This is a genomic window from candidate division KSB1 bacterium, from assembly GCA_034505495.1.
GTDB lineage: Bacteria > Zhuqueibacterota > Zhuqueibacteria > Residuimicrobiales > Krinioviventaceae > Fontimicrobium_A.
On the sequence record JAPDQV010000003.1, the window covers coordinates 44,240 to 65,191 of the forward strand.

General features: G+C 52.7%; 22 protein-coding genes. 21 read left to right on the forward strand and 1 reads right to left on the reverse strand.

The genetic code is table 11. The annotated features are described in order from the left end of the window. The 19 genes from ONB24_02140 to ONB24_02230 form a co-directional block, all read left to right on the forward strand. A partial coding sequence (locus ONB24_02140; protein MDZ7314902.1) for a tRNA-dihydrouridine synthase occupies positions 1 to 648 on the forward strand: 648 nt, incomplete at its 5' end. A 32-nt stretch (positions 649 to 680) separates the two neighbouring features. Continuing rightward, positions 681 to 2,003 carry a cyclic 2,3-diphosphoglycerate synthase gene (locus ONB24_02145; protein ID MDZ7314903.1) on the forward strand — a complete coding sequence of 441 codons (1,323 nt, stop codon included), beginning with the start codon at positions 681 to 683 and terminating at the stop codon, positions 2,001 to 2,003. A gap of 31 nt (positions 2,004 to 2,034) precedes the next feature. After that, positions 2,035 to 2,448: a nucleoside-diphosphate kinase gene (ndk, locus tag ONB24_02150; protein MDZ7314904.1), complete on the forward strand. Its 414-nt coding sequence runs from the start codon at positions 2,035 to 2,037 to the stop codon at positions 2,446 to 2,448. Between the two features lie 116 nt (positions 2,449 to 2,564). After that, positions 2,565 to 3,068, forward strand: coding sequence for a DUF177 domain-containing protein (locus ONB24_02155; GenBank protein MDZ7314905.1), 504 nt, complete (start codon positions 2,565 to 2,567; stop codon positions 3,066 to 3,068). Between the two features lie 22 nt (positions 3,069 to 3,090). Then, positions 3,091 to 3,273 (forward strand): 50S ribosomal protein L32, encoded by a 183-nt coding sequence (gene rpmF, locus ONB24_02160; GenBank protein MDZ7314906.1) that lies wholly within the window; start codon positions 3,091 to 3,093, stop codon positions 3,271 to 3,273. A 72-nt stretch (positions 3,274 to 3,345) separates the two neighbouring features. Next, a complete protein-coding gene (plsX, locus tag ONB24_02165) occupies positions 3,346 to 4,359 on the forward strand; it encodes a phosphate acyltransferase PlsX (protein ID MDZ7314907.1) in 1,014 nt (337 codons plus the stop codon). 28 nt (positions 4,360 to 4,387) lie between these two features. Continuing rightward, positions 4,388 to 5,377: a ketoacyl-ACP synthase III gene (locus ONB24_02170; protein ID MDZ7314908.1), complete on the forward strand. Its 990-nt coding sequence runs from the start codon at positions 4,388 to 4,390 to the stop codon at positions 5,375 to 5,377. A gap of 24 nt (positions 5,378 to 5,401) precedes the next feature. Then, positions 5,402 to 6,340, forward strand: a complete 939-nt coding sequence (fabD, locus tag ONB24_02175) for an ACP S-malonyltransferase (protein MDZ7314909.1) — start codon at positions 5,402 to 5,404, stop codon at positions 6,338 to 6,340. Next, complete coding sequence (gene fabG, locus ONB24_02180; protein MDZ7314910.1) at positions 6,337 to 7,080, forward strand: 3-oxoacyl-[acyl-carrier-protein] reductase; 744 nt, start codon at positions 6,337 to 6,339, stop codon at positions 7,078 to 7,080. The genes fabD and fabG overlap by 4 nt, the downstream gene beginning before the upstream one ends. A gap of 58 nt (positions 7,081 to 7,138) precedes the next feature. Continuing rightward, a complete protein-coding gene (locus tag ONB24_02185) occupies positions 7,139 to 7,378 on the forward strand; it encodes an acyl carrier protein (protein ID MDZ7314911.1) in 240 nt (79 codons plus the stop codon). Between the two features lie 127 nt (positions 7,379 to 7,505). Then, on the forward strand, positions 7,506 to 8,750 hold the full coding sequence (gene fabF, locus ONB24_02190; protein MDZ7314912.1) for a beta-ketoacyl-ACP synthase II: 1,245 nt from the start codon (positions 7,506 to 7,508) through the stop codon (positions 8,748 to 8,750). A gap of 6 nt (positions 8,751 to 8,756) precedes the next feature. After that, the gene (gene rnc / locus ONB24_02195) at positions 8,757 to 9,503 is read left to right on the forward strand and encodes a ribonuclease III (protein ID MDZ7314913.1); all 747 of its coding nucleotides are present in this window, start codon (positions 8,757 to 8,759) and stop codon (positions 9,501 to 9,503) included. A 112-nt stretch (positions 9,504 to 9,615) separates the two neighbouring features. After that, a complete protein-coding gene (locus tag ONB24_02200) occupies positions 9,616 to 10,179 on the forward strand; it encodes an IMPACT family protein (protein MDZ7314914.1) in 564 nt (187 codons plus the stop codon). 10 nt (positions 10,180 to 10,189) lie between these two features. Further along, positions 10,190 to 11,410: a hemolysin family protein gene (locus ONB24_02205; GenBank protein MDZ7314915.1), complete on the forward strand. Its 1,221-nt coding sequence runs from the start codon at positions 10,190 to 10,192 to the stop codon at positions 11,408 to 11,410. Between the two features lie 19 nt (positions 11,411 to 11,429). Then, positions 11,430 to 12,509 carry a DUF1080 domain-containing protein gene (locus tag ONB24_02210; GenBank protein ID MDZ7314916.1) on the forward strand — a complete coding sequence of 360 codons (1,080 nt, stop codon included), beginning with the start codon at positions 11,430 to 11,432 and terminating at the stop codon, positions 12,507 to 12,509. A gap of 122 nt (positions 12,510 to 12,631) precedes the next feature. Continuing rightward, positions 12,632 to 13,699: an SPFH/Band 7/PHB domain protein gene (locus ONB24_02215; protein MDZ7314917.1), complete on the forward strand. Its 1,068-nt coding sequence runs from the start codon at positions 12,632 to 12,634 to the stop codon at positions 13,697 to 13,699. Continuing rightward, a complete protein-coding gene (radC, locus tag ONB24_02220; protein MDZ7314918.1) occupies positions 13,662 to 14,357 on the forward strand; it encodes a DNA repair protein RadC in 696 nt (231 codons plus the stop codon). The genes ONB24_02215 and radC overlap by 38 nt, the downstream gene beginning before the upstream one ends. Before the next feature lie 137 nt (positions 14,358 to 14,494). Further along, complete coding sequence (locus tag ONB24_02225; GenBank protein MDZ7314919.1) at positions 14,495 to 14,971, forward strand: hypothetical protein; 477 nt, start codon at positions 14,495 to 14,497, stop codon at positions 14,969 to 14,971. 1 nt (position 14,972) lies between these two features. Further along, positions 14,973 to 16,844, forward strand: a complete 1,872-nt coding sequence (locus tag ONB24_02230; GenBank protein ID MDZ7314920.1) for a M14 family zinc carboxypeptidase — start codon at positions 14,973 to 14,975, stop codon at positions 16,842 to 16,844. A 61-nt stretch (positions 16,845 to 16,905) separates the two neighbouring features. Here ONB24_02230 and ONB24_02235 read toward each other — a convergent pair whose 3' ends face one another. Continuing rightward, a complete protein-coding gene (locus ONB24_02235; protein MDZ7314921.1) occupies positions 16,906 to 18,024 on the reverse strand; it encodes a T9SS type A sorting domain-containing protein in 1,119 nt (372 codons plus the stop codon). A gap of 260 nt (positions 18,025 to 18,284) precedes the next feature. Between ONB24_02235 and mutL the strand changes: the two genes are divergently transcribed. Both mutL and miaA read left to right on the forward strand, forming a co-directional pair. Further along, on the forward strand, positions 18,285 to 20,033 hold the full coding sequence (mutL, locus tag ONB24_02240) for a DNA mismatch repair endonuclease MutL (protein MDZ7314922.1): 1,749 nt from the start codon (positions 18,285 to 18,287) through the stop codon (positions 20,031 to 20,033). Continuing rightward, a complete protein-coding gene (gene miaA, locus ONB24_02245; GenBank protein MDZ7314923.1) occupies positions 20,008 to 20,949 on the forward strand; it encodes a tRNA (adenosine(37)-N6)-dimethylallyltransferase MiaA in 942 nt (313 codons plus the stop codon). Before mutL ends, miaA begins: the two co-directional genes overlap by 26 nt. The last annotated feature ends 3 nt before the right edge of the window (positions 20,950 to 20,952 follow it).

Sequence of the window (20,952 nt, forward strand, 5' to 3'; positions counted from 1 at the left end):
CTGCTCAGAGATTTGCCGTTATTGCAAAAGATCGCTGCTGCCGCCGTGCGCGCCGTCGATCTGCCGGTCACCGCCAAGCTGCGCAGCGGCTGGGACGCCGCTTCCATCAACGTGGTCGAAGCAGCCCGGCGCTTAGCAGACGTCGGCATCGTCGCATTGACGGTCCATCCCCGAACCCAGACGATGCAGTTCAGCGGCAAAGCGGATTGGGAGATCATCCGCCGAGTCGTCGAGGCGGTTTCGATTCCGGTTATCGGCAACGGCGATGTCAAGTCCCCGGCTGACGCGCAGCGGATGTTCGAAACGACGGGCTGCCGCGGCGTTATGATCGGACGCGCCGCCTGCGGAAATCCGTGGATTTTCCTCCAAATTCGTCGGTTTCTGGACCACGGTATTCTGTCGCCTGACCCCTCACCGGCCGAAAGAGTTCGAACCGCCCTCGACCACCTGCAAAGATGCATCGAAAAGATGGGTGAAAAGCACGCCGTCGCCTTTATGCGCAAACAATTGGTACATTATTTCAAAGGACTTCCTCATGCATCTCTCATCCGACAGAAACTCGTTACGGCAAGCAGCTATCAGGAAGTTGAGCTGGCCTTAAAGACCGTCACCCGGAGAGTTCTGAGCAGTGAGGATATAGTCGTTTGAAGCCCACAACCGAGATCCGAGAAGGAGGAGCTATGCAGCGGAAGCGAGTCATAATTATGGGGGCGGCGGGTCGCGATTTTCATAACTTTAACGTCTTTTTTCGAAATAACGATGCCTATCGAGTGGAAGCCTTTACGGCAACCCAAATTCCGAACATCGACGGGCGCCTGTATCCGCCGGAGCTGGCCGGAGAACTGTACCCTGAGGGTATTCCCATCTTTGCCGAAGAGGAGCTGCCCGAACTGATCCAAAGTCGCCAAATCGATGAAGTCTATTTTTCCTACAGCGATGTTTCTCACGAAACGGTGATGCACAAGGCGTCGTTGGTGACCGCAGTTGGGGCATCGTTTTGTCTCCTTGGTAAGCGTTTTTCCATGCTGAAATCGAGCAAGCCGGTCGCAGCAGTCTGTGCTGTGCGCACAGGATGCGGCAAGAGCCAAACGAGCAGAAAAATCGCATCGCTGCTGCGCGGCGCAGGCAAACGGGTCGTAGTGGTTCGTCATCCTATGCCCTACGGCGACTTGGTTGCTCAACGGGTGCAAAGGTTTGCTTCATTTGACGATCTTAAAAAATATCGCTGTACCATTGAAGAGATGGAAGAGTATGAACCCCACATAGCTGCCGGCTCGGTTGTTTATGCGGGCGTCGACTATGAGGCAATTCTGCGCGAAGCGGAAAAGGAAGCCGATGTGATTTTATGGGACGGAGGCAACAACGACATTCCTTTTTTTATGCCGGATTTGCATATAACCGTCGTCGATCCCCTGCGGCCGGGTCATGAAATCCGTTATCATCCGGGTGAAACCAACCTGCTGCTGGCCGACGCCGTGGTTATCAACAAGGTACCGGAGGCGCGCTTGGAGGACGTCCGCACCCTTTACGGAAACATACGGGCGGCGAATCCGCGTGCCGTCATTATTGAAGCTGCGTCGCCTATTCGTTTGGAAAAACCCGAAGTGGTCGCCGGCAGGAGAGTGTTGGTGATCGAAGACGGTCCCACTTTGACCCATGGAGAAATGTCCTTCGGCGCCGGCATCATTGCAGCGCAAAAGTTCGGAGCGGCAGAAGTCGTCGATCCGCGGCCCTTTTTGCGAGGATCGCTCATTGATACCTTTCGTCGGTACCCTCACATCGGCAGACTGCTGCCCGCCATGGGATACGGCGAAGAGCAAATGCGCGATCTCGAAGCCACCATCAATGCCGTCGATTGCGATGCCGTCATCATCGGAACACCGATCGATCTTCGCCGCGTCATCCGTATCGAAAAGCCCTCTACGCGCGTTTTTTACGATCTTCAGGAAATCGGTCACCCCGACTTGACCGACGTTCTGCAAAGTCTGTTGACACAATTCTAACCATTGATCATCAACCAGGGACTGAAACGCTATGGAACAGACATTGGCCATCTTTAAACCCGATTGCCTCGAAAAAGCCTTGTTGGGCAAAGTTCTCGACAAAATCCTCACTGCGGGATTTCAGATCAAAGCCATGAAGATGATAAAGCTGACCCGCAAAGAGACCGAGTCTTTTTATGAAATTCATCGCGGCAAGCCGTTTTTTACCAAGCTGGTCGAGTTCATGACTGAAGGACCAGTGGTCGTCGCAGTTTTGGAAAAAGAAAATGCGGTCGCCGATTGGCGCGCTTTGATGGGGAAAACCGACCCTCATGAGGCGGCTGAAGGAACCATTCGTCATCTATGGGCCGAGACCGTATCGCGAAACGTTGTGCACGGCTCCGACTCGATCGAAAATGCCCAGCACGAAATCAGCTTCTTTTTCAGCCAAGTAGAACTTCTCTGAGGATTTCCGTTTAGGCTGCGGAAAATAAATTTGAATATAATTCATAAAAAACGAATTTTTGCTTGACTCTTAAGGGATTTATTGCTAATTTTGCCGCCGATTTTTCGAGGATGGCTGTGATCAGATTTTTTCTCAGTCGGATCAAGGAAGGGCATTCAGAATTTGAAGAACAGGTCAGCCCTTTCGATATTGAGCTCTTGAAAGAAGACGGCTTTACCTCTCCAGTCGATATTTTTTATTTGGTCGACAAGGTTGGAGAGGAAATATTTGTCAAAACGAGGCTGAGAACTCGAGTTGAACTGGTTTGTGATCGGTGCTTGGAACCCTATGTGCTGGCGCTGGACGAGACCATCAGCTCGATTATGACGCCGGACGAAAAGCTGGCCGCACGGAATGATGAAGATATCTATCTGATCGCCAAAACGACCAATGAAGTCGACATTACCGAAGCGGTCAGGGACACGTTGTTGCTTGCGATCCCTTATAAAAAGCTTTGTCATGTGGATTGCAAAGGGCTGTGTCCCCACTGCGGTGCAAATCTCAACCTGACGCAATGCACCTGCGGAGACAACTATCGTGATCCGCGCTGGGAAGCGCTGAGCAAGCTCAAGTTCGATTAACCCTAACCCAATAGAGGAAACGATGCCGAATCCGAAACGTAGACATTCGCATTCCCGACAAGGAAAACGGCGTGCGAATTGGCGGGCCGAAGTGCCGACCGTTGTCGAGTGCTCGAACTGCCATCAACCCAAGTTGCCGCACCGCGCATGTCCGAACTGCGGTTACTACAAAGGCCGTTCGATCTTTTTACCCCGCGAGTCCTAATCTTTTTCCGCCTGCCGCAGGCCAACTCTGTCCGATTTTTCATGTAAAACAGCTTTTTAGATCGGAGATTGCGTGATTAGGATCGCATTGGATGCCATGGGGGGAGATAACGCGCCGCACGATGCCGTCCATGGAGGTGTAGAGGCGGCGCGCGCTTCCAAAGGGCGATTTGAAATCGTCCTTGTCGGCGACAAGGATGTTGTGCAAAGAGAACTGAATCGTCATTTTCATATTCATGATTTGCCGATCTCCGTGGTTCATGCTTCGGAAGTCGTCGGCATGGATGAACAGCCTTCCGTGGCGCTGAAAAAAGGCGACTCCTCCATTGCCGTAGCCATGAACCTTCACGCCAAGCGCCAAGTCAGCGGTGTGGTCAGCGCCGGAAATACCGGCGCCGTAATGGCCGCGGCATTGTTCGGTCTGAAGCGCATCAAAGGGATTCGCCGGCCTGCAATCGGTCAACTTCTTCCCACCCAAGAGGGGCGAAAAGTACTGCTGCTCGACGTGGGCGCCAATGTCGACAGTCGGCCGGAGGACCTGGTGCAGTTCGGCATCATGGGCAGCATCTATATGGCAAAGCTGTTCAATATCGACCGGCCGCGCGTCGGTCTGCTGAACATCGGCCATGAAGAGGGCAAAGGCAACGAATTGGCGCTGAAAGCCTATCAATTATTCAAACAGTGCGACTGCAATTTCATCGGCAATGTCGAAGGCAGCGACATTACCCGCGGTGTAACCGACGTCGTGGTGTGTGACGGCTTTGTCGGCAACATTGTGCTCAAGGCCGCCGAGAGCATGCACGGACTCTTTAAAATGAATATGCGTCGGTTGGTGAAAAAGTATCTTTTTTCCCAGATCGGCGCAGTACTGATGAAACCGACGCTCGAGGGCATTCGCAAGGTTTTCGATTATCAGGAATACGGCGGTGCACCGCTTTTGGGCGTACAAGGCTGCTGCGTGATTGCGCACGGCAAATCGACCCCCCGCGCCATAAAAAATGCCGTTTTGGCTGCCTACAAGTTCATAACGGAAGATGTTAACGGCAAGATCGAAGCTGAATTTGCTTTAAAACTGCAGAAAGAGTGACGCATCTGGTTGCAACGAAAGAATCTTTATGATCAATAAACCTTTTTCTCGTATCGTCGGAACCGGCATGGCGCTGCCGAAAAAGATTTTAACCAACGCCGATCTGGAAAAGATGGTCGATACGAGCGACGAATGGATCAAGACGAGAACCGGCATCGAGACGAGATATATTGCGGCGCCCGATCAATTCACCTCTGATCTGGCGACCGAGGCGGCGCTCAACGCCCTTGCAGATGCCCGTCTGGCTCCCGAAGACCTCGATGTCATTATTTTAGCCACCATCACCGGAGACATCGGCTTCCCGGCAACGGCGGTCTTTGTGCAGAAAAACATCGGCGCCGTCAATGCAGCGGCTTTCGATATTCAGGCAGCCTGCACCGGTTTTATTTACGCTCTGGAACTGGGCGACGCTCTGATCGCCGCAAAAAAAGCGCGCAACGTTTTGATCATCGGCGCCGAGTCGCTTTCGCGCGTAACCGATTATACCGATCGCAATACCTGCGTTCTATTCGGCGACGGCGGCGGGGCCGTCGTCCTGCAGCCTGCGGTGGATGAACACGGCATACTGGCCGTCTATATCCGCAGCGACGGCCGCCTGGCCGATCTTCTCAAATTGGACGGTCTCGGCACGAAACATCCGCCGACGCCGGAAAATTACGAAAAAAAGCTGCATTTCATCCGCATGGAGGGCAAAGAGGTGTTCAAAAACGCCGTTACTTCGATGGGCGATGCAGCCGAGCTGATCCTCGAGCGCGCGGGCTTGACTACGGATGACGTCGATCTGCTCATCCCCCATCAAGCCAATATCCGTATCATCGACGCAACGGCTAAGCGCATCAAACTGCCGCCGGAAAAGGTCTTTGTCAACGTCAATCGTTACGGCAATACTTCGGCGGCGTCGATTCCGATTGCAATGGATGAGGCGCGGCGACAAGGCCGCATCAAGCCGGGCGATGATGTGGTGCTGGTTGCATTCGGCGGCGGATTGACGTGGGGATCCGCTGCCATCCGTTTTTAACCCAAGCCGAAAGCCGAATCCGTTATGTCGACAGCGCAAAAAATCGCTTTTCTCTTTCCAGGACAGGGCTCCCAGTATGTCGGTATGGGGAAAGACCTGTTCGACGCTATTGAATCCGTTCGTCAACGGTTCCGTACGGCTGAAGAGATTTTGGGCTTTGAGCTGTCGGATATCTGCTTTAACGGTCCGGACGAAAGACTGGCGCAGACGCGCTATACCCAACCGGCAATTTTCGTTCACAGTTTTGTCGTCTTTGAACTTTTGCGGGAAAAAGGCATCGAACCTGTGTTTGTTGCCGGTCACAGTTTGGGCGAATACACGGCGCTGGCAGCTGCCGGCGTTTTTTCCTTCGAAGAAGGGCTCAAACTCGTAAAGCAGCGCGCAGGGTTGATGCAGGCGGCCGGCGAAGAAGCCAAAGGCGCGATGGCGGCGATCATCGGTCTGGAAAAGAGCCGGGTGGAGGATATCTGCCGTACCGCATCCGCAGAAGGGACCATCATCGCCGCGAATTTCAATGCTCCGGATCAAATCGTCGTTTCAGGCACGGAAGCGGCAGTGATGAAAGCGATCAACCTCGCCGAAGCCGCCGGTGCCAAGCGGGCCGTCAGGCTCAATGTCGGCGGCGCCTTTCATTCTCCTTTGATGCGTTCGGCGCTGAGGCCTCTCAGTCAAGTTGTCCAAACGATCGAGTTCCGCACGCCGACGGTCCCCGTATTCAGCAACGTCAGCGGGAGGCCGTCTACAGACCCCGGGCAGCTGAAAACGGCATTGATCGAACAGCTGTGCAGTCCCGTGCAGTGGGTTGAAACCATTCAGCAGATGCAGGCAAACGGTGCGGAACGCTTTATAGAGGTCGGGCCGGGAAAGGTCTTGAGCGGTTTGGTGCGTCGAATCGACCGCTCGCTGAACGTCCTTTCTATCGGTACCGTTGAACAATTGACGCTTTTGGAGGAAGGCAATTGATTTCGTTGGAAGGCAAGACAGCCGTCGTTACGGGAGCGGCCAGGGGCATCGGCGCCGCCATCGCCGAGGCGTTGGCTGCCGCAGGATGCAGCGTCGTCGTTTCCGATATCGATTTGACGACTGCCGAAGCAACGGCCGAAACCATACGCAGCCGCGGGGGCAGAGCGATCGCGTGCAAAACCGACGTCTCGGTGCCCGAGCAGGCAGAGGAACTGATTTCGGCAGCAATTCGAGAATTCGGCCGTCTCGATATTTTGGTCAATAACGCCGGCATTACCCGAGATAACTTGATTATGCGCATGAGCGAGGAGGAATGGGACCTGGTCCTGCGCGTTAATTTAAAAGGCGTTTTCAACTGCATTAAAGCGGCCTCAAGACCCATGTTGAAACAGCGTTCCGGCAAGATCATCAACATTGCGTCGGTGGTGGGAGTCATGGGCAACGCCGGTCAAGCAAACTATTCCGCCTCAAAAGGCGGGGTGATTGCTCTGACCAAATCGGCGGCAAAGGAGTTTGGTTCGCGCAACATTCAGGTCAACGCCGTTGCGCCCGGCTATATTGAAACCGATATGACGCGCGGCCTGCCGGAATCGGCAAAGCAGAGCTTTTTAAACTTGATTCCCTTGCAGAGAGCCGGACAGCCCAAAGACGTCGCCGATGTGGTTCTCTTTTTAGCATCGCCGTTGTCCGATTATGTGACCGGCCAAGTCCTGCACGTCGACGGTGGTATGGTCATGTAGGGAGTTACGGTCTGTAGAATTCAAACCATAATAATCTCAATATCCAGGAGGTAGAAACATGTCAGCTGTGGAAGAGCGAGTCAAACAAATAATCGTCGACCAATTGGGTGTCGATGCCTCGCAGGTAACGGAAGACGCTTCTTTTATCGATGACCTCGGCGCCGATTCTTTAGATACCGTCGAGCTGGTGATGGCCTTTGAGGAAGAGTTCGGCATCGAAATTCCCGACGAAGAAGCGGAAAAGCTGCAGACAGTCGGTGATGCGTTAAGATATTTGCGCAGCAAAAATCTTGGCTGACCCGATTTCATCTTACAGAGGCGGCGTCAGCCGCCTCTAACTTTACCGCAAACCATTCCGCAATTGTTTTCTGCAAACCGAACCAGCAGCCCAAATCGGAAGAGTTGACCCTTTTATCAGGTGAGATATGAAAATGAACCGGGTGGTTGTCACAGGCATGGGGGTGTTTACGCCGGTCGGTAACGATCTGCAGACCTTTTGGAACAATCTTGTCGAAGGGAAAAGCGGCATCGGGCCGATCACCCAAATCGACGCTTCGAATCATGCGACCAAAATCGCGGGGGAAGTCAAAAATTTTGATCCGAACGAGTATCTCGACCGTAAAGAGGTCCGGCACATGGATCGATTTACGCAGCTGGCGCTTGCAGCTGCCGACCAGGCGGTCAAAGATTCGGGCATTCGCTTCGAAGACACCGACACGGAGCAGTTCGGCGTCATTGTCGCTTCCGGCATAGGCGGCATGAAGACGTTTGAAGATCAAATCAAGCTGTACCTTGCAGGCGGCCCGCGCAAGGTCAGTCCTTTCTTTATCCCAATGCTGATTGCCGACATCACTCCCGGTCACATTTCGATCCGCTACGGTTTAAAGGGCATTAATTACTGTACGGTTTCGGCCTGTGCTTCGGCTTCACACGCCATCGGCGAGGCTTTTCACGCTATTCGCAGCGGTATGGCGATCGGCATGATCACCGGCGGCAGCGAAACGCCGATTACCGAAATGGGATTGGCGGGTTTCAATGCGCTCAAAGCGCTCTCGACGCGAAACGATGAGCCGGAAAAAGCCAGCCGGCCGTTCGACAGCGACCGCGACGGATTTGTCATGAGCGAAGGCGCCGCCATTCTGGTTTTGGAAGAGCTGGAACATGCCAAGCGGCGCGGCGCCAAGATCTATGCGGAAATCGTCGGTGCCGCTTACACCGCCGATGCTTATCACATTACCGCGCCGGTCCCCGGCGGCGACGGCGCAAAAAGAGCCATGCTGTCGGCGCTCAAAGACGCAGGCCTTGCGCCCGAACAGGTGGATTACATTAATGCCCACGGAACTTCAACGCCTTTTAACGACAAGGTCGAGACCGAAGCCATCAAAGCCGCTTTCGGCGACCTGGCTTATCGGATCAAGATCAGCTCAACCAAATCAATGATCGGTCACTTGCTCGGCGCCTCGGGCGCTGCCGAAGCCGTCGCCACAATCATGACCCTTTATACCGGTACCATTCACCCGACTATCAATCTTGAAAAGCCGGATCCCGAGTGCGACCTCGATTACACTCCCAATAAAGCCGTCAAAAAGGATGTGCAGGTCGCTCTTTCCAACTCGTTCGGATTCGGCGGGCATAACGTCTGCCTGGCTTTCAAAAAATATTCAGATTGACATTGCATGAATCGTCTGTTCTCCAGGCTGCTTGAAAGGCTCGGACTATATCGCCTTCCGCATAAAAATTGGAAGGATCTGGAGAAGCGTCTGGGTTATCGCTTCAAAAATAAGGAGCTTTTGCACCAGGCACTTAAACACCGCTCGTACCTCGTACAAAGCGGAGAGCACCGCAACGCCTCCAATGAACGGCTCGAGTTTTTGGGCGATGCCGTGCTCGGTTTTCTCATTACCGATTACCTCTATCGCGAATATCCGGATGAAGCAGAGGGGACATTGACGAATTACAAGTCTCTGCTCGTCAGCGGTACCACGCTCAGCGAGTTTGCTTCCGAGTTAAAGCTGGGCGACTTTATCCTCCTAAACGACGCCGAAAGTCGATCCGGCGGCAGAACCCGAACCTCAATTCTCTCCGATGCCTTTGAATCTCTCATCGGCGCCCTCTATCTCGACGGCGGCCTTGAGGAGGCGCGCAAATTCGTTCTTAACCGCATCACCGGTCGCCTGGATTCTCTTCTCGAAGAAGGAAAACTGCGCAACAGCAAGAGCCTCCTGCAGGAGCTTGCACAGCATTCGAATTGGTCCGGTCCCTTTTATCAGGTGGAAGAGGAGAGCGGACCCGATCATCAAAAGATCTATACCGTTTCGGTTACCGTAAACGGTAGAAAGATGGGGATAGGCAAGGGATCTTCAAAAAAGCGGGCGGAACAGAACGCGGCTGCCGAGGCGCTTCGAAGGCTGAATATTTCCTAATTGCTCCTTCCTGGGAAAATCCTTTGTTCTTCAAACAAAATAGTTTAAATTCCGCAAAAACGGTTTTGCTTTGGATGCATTCGTTACCATTGCGTCTCCCTGCGAAGCTGAATTGAAGGAAAAAGGCAGCCGTTTTTTGGCTTATGCCGCGCCCGTCGCTTCGCGCGAGGAAGCCGAACGGCTGATGGAAGGGATTCGCAGGATCCACTTTGATGCCTCGCACCATTGCTATGCCTATCGCATCGGCATCGGCAGTAAGGAAGTGACGCGAGCCGTTGATGACGGCGAACCGGCAGGCAGCGCCGGCAAGCCCATCCTCTCCGTCATCCAGGGTGAAGATCTGACCAACGTTCTCGTGGCGGTTACGCGATGGTTCGGCGGCATCAAGCTGGGAGTCGGCGGCTTGGCGCGTGCCTATGCAGAGTCGACAAAAAGAGTGCTGGAGTTGTGCCAAAGAATAACCTGCTACGAAACGACTGTTTTAGAGATCGAATTTCCTTATCAAAAGTTAAGCCCGATATTAAAAGTTGTTGAACAGTTTACGGCATCAGTCATCAGCACGAATTATGCGGATACCGTGCGCCTCTATGCGAAGATTCGGCGATCTCGGGCTGAGTCTTTTATTGCCGCACTGCAGAACGCTGCCGCAGGCCGGATAAAAATAGAAATGCAGTAGAAAGAATTCTATGGCATTGGCACTCTTTATTTTGACGTTTATTTTGAGCGCTTTTTTTTCCGGATCCGAAACCGCATACATTGCCGCCAATCGCCTCAAGCTGCACGTTCACCGACATCGAACCGGTAAAGATGCTTGCCAGGATCCAATGCGGGCCGATCAAAGGTTTTTGGCTGCAACGCTCGTCGGCAACAACATCGTCAACACGGCCTGCGCTTCTCTGGCTGTCTATTTATTTGCCTCCCATATTGATAACACTCTTTTGGTACTGAGCACGACGGCGTTTCTGCTGCTCTTTGGAGAAATTTTGCCCAAATCCGTTGCAGTTCAGCTGCCGAATGCCGTCATTCGTCCGGCCGTCCGTTTTATCAACGTCTATTATTTGCTTTTTTTTCCCTTTATACGCCTGGCCGAGGCGGCAACGAGCCTGATCAACCTTTTGCTGCATCATGAGAAAAAGACCTATCATCTTTTTTCGGCCGAAGACCTGCCGCTGCTGGTGAGGGAATACGGCGCCGCCGACATTGTCAAGCCGCATCATCTGCAGCTCTTGGGACGTGCGCTGAAAATACGCGACCATCAATTATGGGATGTTATGGTTCCCCGCACGGAAATTGTGGGAGTGGATTGGGATGATCCGCCGCAGACCGTGCGGGAGGTTTTTCTCAACAGTGGTTACTCGCGGCTGCCGGTGTTCGTCGGTGAGATAGACAATATTATCGGCTTTTATTACGTTAAAGATTTATTCAACTCTCCCCCGGACAAGCTGCCGCCGCTGCGCGAACCTCTCTTCCTGCCGGCTTCTCTCCATGTTTTGGAAGCCATGCGCCGCATGAAGGAAAAAAAAGTTACGGCTGCCGTTGCGGTAGATGAATATGTCGGCACCATCGGCCTGGTGACTATGGAGGACATTGTTGAAAAGCTCGTCGGCGCCATTAACGACGAGTTTGACCATCCCATCACCGGCGTGAAGGTCATGGACAACCGCATATTGATCGTGGAGGGTAAAACGCCGTTGGAAGAGTTGCGGGACCTTTACAAAATAGACCTGCCCGAGGGTGACTATGTGACGTTCAATGGGTTTTTGATCAATCATCTGGAAAGAGTGCCGCAAAAGGGCGAAAAGCTGACTGTTTCAAAGTATCAGATCGAAATTTTGGATGCTACACCGACCAAAGTACTGCAAGTTAAAATCACTTTTCCTGCCGAACAGGGCTTAAATCAATCGTAAATGCAAGAGGAGACGCGTCATGGTAACAAGAAGGTGTTATTGGACTGCAACCGTTCTGGCGGCAATTTTTGTTGCTGGAATTCTTTATGCTCAATCATTTGAAAGCTGCGGCACCTGGCGAATTCACGACGGCAATCGGCCGCAGCCGCCGATCATTTCGCCGCCGACTTGGGGGACACAGAATGAACCCGGGCTGCCGCCCTCAGATGCCGTGGTCTTGTTCGACGGCAAGTCGCTCGACAATTGGCGCGCCATGGACGGCAGTCCGGCCAAATGGATCGTCAAGGACGGTTACATGGAGTCGGTAAGCGGTGCCGGCTATGTTCGCACCCTACTGGGTTTCGGCGACTGCCAGCTGCACATCGAATTCATGACGCCGACCCCGCCTTCGGGAACCAGCCAGGGCCGCGGTAACAGCGGCGTCTTCCTGATGGGCATTTATGAAGTGCAGGTGCTCGATTCCTACGACAATGTAACTTACGCCGACGGCCAGTGCTCGGCAATCTATGGTCAATATCCGCCCCAGGTCAATGCCTGCCGCAAGCCCGGCGAATGGCAGACCTACGACATTCTCTTCAAAGCGCCGCGCTTTGACAACGACGGCAAGCTGCTCAAACCGGCCGTCATTACCGTCTTTCACAACGGCATCTTGACGCAGGATCACGTTGAAATCATGGGACCGACGAACTGGTGCAGCCGAACACCCTACAGCAAACACCCGGACAAGCTGCCGCTGGCGCTGCAGGATCACGGCAATCCGGTTCGATACCGCAACATCTGGCTGCGCGAGCTACCCGCCTACGGTCGTGCCGATGCCCATCGTAAAGTGCTGATCTTTGGCGAGGCGCAGCTCAAAAAATATGTCGGTACCTACAGCTCGCGCGGCGGCAAAGTAACCATCACCCTCGATGATCAGCGGCAACTGCACGCCGATTTTCCCGGCGGCAGCGCCGAACACCCCATTCTGGCTGAATCCGAAACGCGATTTTACTCGCCTTTCGTCGATGCGGAATACGAGTTTGTTTTCAAGGGAGATCAGGTCGTCGGACTCAAAGTCAATGTTACGCAGGGGGGATGGGCAGAGTACCAACGCCAATGACCGTATTGCAAAAGGGGGGATAAAATGCCGGCGTAAATCGGTAGGTTTTACGTGAGCAAATTGGCTGACATGAAATCTCCTTATCGACTCTTAGAACACAACTAATGATAGGGGTCTTTATCATGGACTCTATTTTCTATTATGTCTTGGGGATAGTCGGCGCTCTCATCCTGTTGGGATATTTTATTTTTAAAGGCGTAGTGATCGTCAGGCAGGCCGAAGCGATGGTCATCGAAAGGCTGGGAAAATTCCATCGGCTGCTCTATTCCGGCTTGAATTGGATATTCCCGATTATAGATAAACCACGGGCCCTGGATTGGCGATATGTAGAATACGATGCGGACGGCAAGCCGATTTTTCAGCAGAAAAGAATAACCGCCATTGATTTGAAAGAGACGTTCCTCGATTTCCCGCGTCAAAACGTCATCACGGCCGACAATATTTTCATCGAAATCAATGCGCTGCTTTCCTACCAGGTCGTTGATCCCAAAAGCGTTGCCTATAAAATCAACAATCTGCCGTTTGCGCTGGAAAAGGAGACGCAAACCTGCCTGCGCAGCCTGATCGGCGAAATGACGCTCGATCAGATTCTCTCCTCACGTGAAACCATCCGGCAGAAAATTCGCGCAATGCTCGAGTCTTCCACCGAATCTTGGGGTATCAAGATCAATAATGTGGCGCTGCAGGAAATCAATCCGCCGCCGGATATTCGCGATGAGATGGAAAAAGTGATGCGCGCCGAACGCGACCGGCGCGCTACCGTCACGGCGGCGGAAGGGCAGAAAACAGCGGCTATTCTTGAATCCCAGGGACAACTGGAGGCGACGATCAACGCCGCCGAAGCGGAGAAACGCAGCCTCATCCTTAAAGCGGAAGGTGAGGCTTATGCTCGTCTGCGGCTGGCGCAGGCTGAAGCCGATGCTTTGCGTCGAATAGCCGAGGCACTGGAAAGCAAAGGCATCGAGCCGACACCGTACATGATCGCCATGCGCTATTTGGAAACGCTGAAAGAGATGGTAAGCGGCAAAGACAACAAGGTCGTATATCTTCCGATTGAGGCTGTCGGCGTGCTCGGCTCTCTCGGCGCCATTAAGGATCTCTTTAAGGACCTGAAACCGATTGAAACAAATTTCATAAGAACAGGGGGGAACAATGAGCGAGGCGATCAGTCGAATCAAGGATTGGCCTGAACATGAACGACCGCGCGAACGGCTCATGAAATACGGCGCCGAAAGCCTTTCGGAGGCTGAATTGCTGGGCATCATTCTGCGCGTCGGCAACCCGAAGGAATCGGCCATGGAATTGGCCAGACGGCTTTTGATCGAATACGGCGGACTGCGCGGCATTGATCAAAGCCAAATCGGCGAATTGTGCCGGACAAAGGGAGTCGGCTTGGCCAAAGCGGCACAGATCAAGGCTGCGCTGGAACTGGCCAAACGTTTGGTGCAGCAAAAGTGGGACGGCAAAGCCGTGCTCAACAGCGCGGAGGCAGTCTATCAGTATATCCATCTGCGGATGCGCGACCTGAAACGAGAAGAGTTTCACGTGCTCTTTTTGACCGCCCGAAACGAATTGATCGACGAAAAGACGCTCTTTGAAGGCAGCCTGATGGAAAGCGTCGTGTCGCCGCGGGAAATCATTCGCACCGCCGTACAACTGGCCGCTGCAAGCGTCATCCTCCTGCACAACCACCCCAGCGGCAACCCGTCTCCCTCCGAGGAGGACCGTCGGGCGACCGAAAAAATCAGTAAGGCATGCCGCTATGCAGACATCAGCGTGCTTGACCACATCATCATCGGCAAGGACTCTTTTTTCAGTTTTGCCGATCACGGACTTTTGCCGCGATGAAAGGACGTGCTGTATTCCTTATTTTGCTTTCCTTGCAGGTCTTGAGCTGTCGAGCGCCGCATATTGTCGGCACCACATATTTTGCTGAAAACGGCATAGAGAGAATGCCTGTCAACTTGTTGCGGGAGGAAGGACCGATGGTCATCAAAGGCATCTACTTGTCCGCTCCCCCGCTATTTCAGCAGCCTTTGATAATGACCCTCATCAAGAAACAAATTGGCTATGCCTTGTTGGATGCCCCTCTGCCCTATGAGTCAGGCGATTATTTGGAAATCCACGGCGAAACGCGAGTCAATTTGGATCTAAAAGAACTGAGGCTCCAGACTGAACTAAAAAATGTTAGACGCATCGCATCCTATGCTGCTTTGTTTAATCATGCCCAACGAGACTATTGTTTCTTTTTAGATGCTGCTGAGGCCAAAGTCGCCGATTGTCCGCAGAAATTGCCGCCTTTTCCCCAGTTTTTAGCAGTCCTGGATGAGAAGGAAAATGCTTTTGTGGCATTTTTTTCTGCCGCCGATTTGTTGTATTCGGCACAGATCGATCTCGTTTACGACGTGACGGCCAGAAAACTGAATCGCATCTACATTGATTGTCATTTCAAGGGAGAGTGATTTGAGTCGAATTCGGCTGATATTCGGATTATTGATTTCGCTGATGCCCGCGATACATGCTGAAGAGATGATGATTCGTCTCGACCTGCGCCGACTGCCGCAGCCTCTAAAACGCATAGCGCCGGATGCGGAAATTGTGGCCGTTGATCGCGTGGACGGTTTTGCAGACGTCATTGTCAATGAGACGCAGTTGAAAACGCTGCAAAAGAATGGCGTTTTTGGTAGAATTGTAATTAAGGACATTAACGCCTACGCCGATTCGCTTCGGCAAAGCGGCTACTTGGAGCACTTTCACAGTCCGCAACAAATTCTTGCCGAGCTGCAAAGGGCGGCAGCTGAATCTCCCCAAATCGTCGCTCTGCATGACATCGGAGACGGTTTTTTGAAGCAGCGCGGTCTTGGGGGGCAGGATATATGGGCGATCAAAATTTCTGACGAACCGGAAAAAGAGGACGATGACGAAGCAGATGTCCTTTTCATCGGCAACATTCACGCGCGGGAAATCATTACACCGGAAGTCATCCTTTACTTTATGAATTATCTGCTCACCCGTTACGGCAAAGACCCATGGGTGACGCATCTGGTTAACAATCGGGAGATCTGGCTTATCCCAACCATGAATCCCGAGGGATTGAATCATGTTTTTTCCGGCGATCCGGTCGATCGCGGCCGAGAAGAACGACGCAATCCTTTATGGTGGCGAAAAAACATGCGCGACAACAACGGTGACGGCATCTTTTCCCCTTATACGGACGGAGTTGATTTGAACCGCAATTGGGGCTGGCAATGGGGAATCGATGACCGCGGCTCCAGTCCGTATTACGGCGAAGTTACCTATCGAGGCGCAGCACCCTTCTCGGAGCCGGAGACGCAGGCGCTGCGTGATTTCGTCAAACAGCACCGTTTCGTCGTGTCGCTTTGTTACCACAGCTACAGCAATCTATGGCTATATCCTTGGGGCTACACTTTTGATCCCCTCCCTGAACCGGTCTTGCGTATATTTAAGGAACTGGCCGACAGCTGCACGACTTATAACGGCTATCGTTCCCTGTCTTCGTCGGAACTCTATCTTGTAAACGGCGACAGTGACGATTGGCTATGGGGCGAATGCGGCATCTATGCCTTTTCTCCGGAAGTAGGGCACCCCGATTTCGACGGCTTTTTCCCGGACACTTCCCGCATCCTGCCGTTGGTTTCCGAAAATTTGGGCGCCAATCTTTTCATGACTTATGTCGCAGGCGAAGAGCCGAGGATTTCTTTCGTAAAACTACAGGATGCCGAGGTCAATCAAACCGTCCGTATTCAGGCAACCGTTCGACCTCCGATCGTTCTAACCACGCCGGTCGAATTGGATAGTGCGGCCATTTTTCTGCATTACCGCTACTCTGATGACTTGGTTTTTCATACGATTTCTTTACAACCTGATCCGGACGCAGAGTCTTTTGTTTCTCAAATTTCCTTTTCGCGGCCGGGGCGGGTGTACTATTATGCAGAAGCCGCCGATAAGCGCGGCAGGCGCGGATATCATCCGCGAGGTGCGCCTTTGGCCGTCGATTCGCTGATAGTCTATCCGATGACAAGGGTTGCCGATATTTTCGTCGCTACACCATTCTCGGTTTTCCCAAATCCGTTCAACAGTGAAGCATTGGTCTCCTTTACCATAAACGGCCGAGAGCAGGTTCTCCTGCAGATCGTCGATCTAAGGGGAAGAGCAATTCGCACTCTATGCAATCAATTCTTGGACGAAGGCGCTTACACCTTGCGTTGGCAGGGTGATTTGGCCGACGGCTCGCAGGCTGCATCAGGAATTTACTACGTGATGCTAAAGAGCGGCAGACGCCGGAGTGTAAACAAAGTGGTTTTGCTGCGCTAACCTGCAATAAAAAAGCCGCCGAAAAAACTTTCGGCGGCTTTTTTATTGCAAAGGTTTCTACTTATTTTATCAAAGTCATTTTGTGATGGATCGTGCGTTCTCCGATCCTGAGTTCGCAAATGTAAATGCCCGAATCGACCAGGGATCCGTCGGCGTTGCGGCCGTCCCAACTAATGCGAAAAGTACCTTCATTCTGAAAACCGGAAAAGAGGCTTTTGACCATTTTTCCGGATAAGCTATAGATCGTCAGCGATACGTCGGCCGCTGAATCGACACGGTAACGGATTTCCGTCGTCGGATTGAACGGATTGGGATAATTGCTGATCAAGTCAAAGGATGCGGGCGCCAGACTGCTTTTCGCGGAAGAGAGAGCCGCTGCAACCGGTCCTTCGAACGTGCTGACGCCTTCCGTTGAAATGCTTTCGACCAAGTACCAGGCTGTATTCATATCGGCGGGCGGTTCATCCTCAAAAACATATTGGCGCGGTACGGACGAGGTTCCCTGCCCGAGGATCAATTCTTTGTTAATGCGCTCAAACCCTTCATCTTCTCGGCTGCTGCGGTAAAGATTGAAGCCGAGGTTGTTCACTTCCGTTTCAGTTCGCCATTCTATGCGGACAGACCCGGTTTCGATCGGCTCGGCTTTGAACAAAGAGAGCTGCACCGGCAGCGGAATGTCCTGAAGATTACCGGGAATCGGATAATAATCACCGGTAATGTCTCGATCGCCGGCGTCAAGGACCAAGTAAGAAGGAGATCCGGCCCAGGAGAGAGTCGCCTTCTCATCGCTGGTATTGTAATTAATGATGACACGCAAGACCGTCACCCAGTCCTTGCCGATCGAAGAATACGGCTTTTGTGCATTTTTATCATAAATGTAGGTCCAGGTCACTTTATTATAGGCCGTGCTGTAGCCGTATTTATGGGTGTAGGCAGGACGGGGGAACAGATAGTGCACGAACGAAACGGAGGTTACTCTTTTCTCTAGGGTTTTTGATATCTTGAAGCTGCCGCGGTAAAAGCTGATGAGCGGAGTTCCATAGTTGCTGAACGCCTGAACATCGACAACCAGAACACCGTTGTCGTTGCTGACCAGTTGCAGCCGCGTGAAAACTTTAGCATAGGCTTCTCCGGCAACCAGCAAGGCAAAAAGCACCAACACGATCACAATTTTTTTCATGACCAACCTCATCATGTAGTTATTGGTTAAGATCTTTTTGTTGGGCAGAGGAAAACTTGATGCAGGGTGCAAAGAGAGCCTTACTATTCCTCATTATGCATCTTATTATACAAAAAAAGTTAAAAATTCCGTAAAAAAATATCAAGCTCAAAATTTTATCACGTTTTATAGTTCTTAACAAAAATGCTCTGTCCATAAATTCCTTGAAAATGGTGCCGGAAATCGATATACTTGCGCCGAAAGAACAAAAAGGGAAAAGGATGCCGAATCAGACGATTCAGATACTTCCTGAAATCGTTGTCAACAAAATTGCCGCCGGCGAGGTGATCGACCGCCCCTCTTCTGTTGTCAAGGAGCTGGTTGAAAATGCCATTGACGCCGGCGCGACGAGCATTACAGTGCTGCTGAAGGACGGCGGCAAATCTCTGATTCAGGTTGTCGACAATGGCGTCGGCATGTCGGAAGAAGATGCCGTGCTTTCGTTTCAGCGGCATGCTACCTCCAAGATTCGTGATATACACGACGTTGAACGGGTACAGACCCTCGGTTTTCGCGGCGAGGCGCTGGCAAGTATCGCCGCTGTTTCCCGCGTCGAAATGAAGACCATTCCGCAAGGCCAATACGAGGGCACTGTGGTGCAGATTGCCGGCGGCGTCATTCATTCCGTCGGCAAAATCGGCGGCAATCCGGGTACGTCGATCGCCGTGAAAAATCTTTTTTTCAATACGCCGGCGCGGCGAAAATTTCTGCGTGCGGATTCTACGGAATATCGCCACATCCTGACCATGATGAACCGCTTTACCTTGGCTTATCCGGATATCGAATTCACCCTCTATCACCAGGATCATCAAGTCTATCATCTGGCTAAAAGTGATGCCCGTACGCGGATTGTAGAGGTCCTCGGAGTTCTCGGCGAAAATTTCCTCGAAGTGACGGATGAAAATGCGCTTTTTGAACTGCGGGGATTTATCGGCAATAAAGAGGCGCTGCGAAAGACGCGCGATGATCAATACCTCTTTGTGAATCGACGTTGGATCAACGATCGAATTCTTTCTTCAGCCGTCGCGGCCGGTTATGGAGAGATTCTGCCAAAAGATCGATTCCCCACTTATGTTTTATTCTTTACCATCGATCAGGAACGAATCGACGTCAACGTTCATCCTACAAAAAGCGAAATCAAATTTGCAGATCAACAGGCGCTGTTTCCCTTGGTGCGCAGCGCTGTCCGCAGGGCTCTTTTCAAAGAGGAGGCGGTGCCCGACATCCGCCCGACGACATCCAATACATGGCGAAAAAGCGGACGGCTCGGTTTTTCGCCGCTGGAAGAGCTGCGCAGCACCCTTTCCCAGCAACGTACGATCGATTTTGACGCCGGTCAGGCGTTTTATGCTCCCCCCAATCCGGAATCGAAAACAGCTGCGACGCCGGAAGCTGAGGCATCTGAAAAAGGAAAATTTTGGCAGATTCACAATCAGTACATTCTTTCGGAAATCAAAAGCGGGCTCGTCATCGTTGATCAGCACGCCGCCCACGAACGGATCTATTACGAACGCGTCAAATCGGCGCTGCGCAACCGCAATGCCGCATCGCAGCAGCTGCTTTTCCCTCATACCATCGATCTGCCGGCAGAGGATTACGAGCTGTTGCTTGAGATTTTGCCGTTTTTAGAGCGTATGGGATTCGTCATTAAGGGTTTCGGCTCGCGCACCGTGGTGTTGGAAGGGATACCGGCCGATCTGCGCATCCGCGCTGAGGAAAAGATCTTGCCGGAAATTCTCGATGAATACAAACTGAATCAGACCACCGAAACCGACGTGCAGGAGCGGGTGGCGAAAAGTGTAGCTTGTCGCGCCGCCGTCATGAGCGGCGACAAGTTGTCGGAAAAAGAGATGAACGCTCTGATCGATCAGCTCTTTGCCTGCGAAACGCCCTACTTTTGCCCGCACGGAAGGCCGACCATGATTACTTTGACTTTGGAAGAACTTGACCGCCGTTTCGAACGTACATAAAGTGTTGGTGCTCGTCGGCCCGACGGCTGTCGGTAAAACTGCTCTTTCGCTGCTCGTTGCGGAGCAGGTCGGAGCCGAGATCGTTTCGGCCGACTCGCGCCAAGTCTACTGCCATATGGACATTGGCACGGCCAAGCCCACTCCGGAAGAACGTCGACGCGTGCCGCACCATTTTATCGATGTGCGCTCACCGGCCGACTATTACAGCGCCGGCGAATACGGCAGAGAAGCGAGGGCGTGCATCGAGAAATTGCTGGCTGACGGCCGACCCGTCATGATCGTCGGCGGCTCGGGATTTTATCTCCACGCGCTGATCGACGGACTCTTTGCGCCGCCCCTTTCGGATCCGCAGATCAAAGAGCTTTGGCGACGGCGCATTGCCGAGGAAGGCAAGGAGGCGGTCTTTGATTTTCTTCGACGCATCGATCCAATGACGGCCGCTCGCCTGCATTGCAACGATACGCAGCGGGTGGTGCGCGCCTTGGAGGTCTATTCCTTGACCGGTCGTCCGATTTCCGCTTGGCAAAAGGGTGAAGAAGAACCGGCAAGTTTTCCGACCTTTTGGATTGGGCTGACGAGGTCTCGCGAACAATTGTACAAGCGAATCGAGCAGCGCGTGGACGAAATGATTGCCGCCGGCTTGGTGGAAGAAGCCGAGTCGTTGCTGCAGATGGGCTTTTCGCCGGACCTCAATTCGCTGAGGACCGTGGGATACCAGGAGGCCTTTGCCTTTTTGGCCGGAAAAATGAGCCGTGAGGAGATGATCCGACAAATCAAACTCGAAACGCGACGCTATGCCAAGCGGCAATTGACCTGGTTTCGTCGTGATGACCGCATTCTTTGGATTGACCTCGATCAAAGAGAAACCGAAGAGGCGGCACAGGAGATCCTTCAGATTTGGCGGAATGAACCGTAAAGG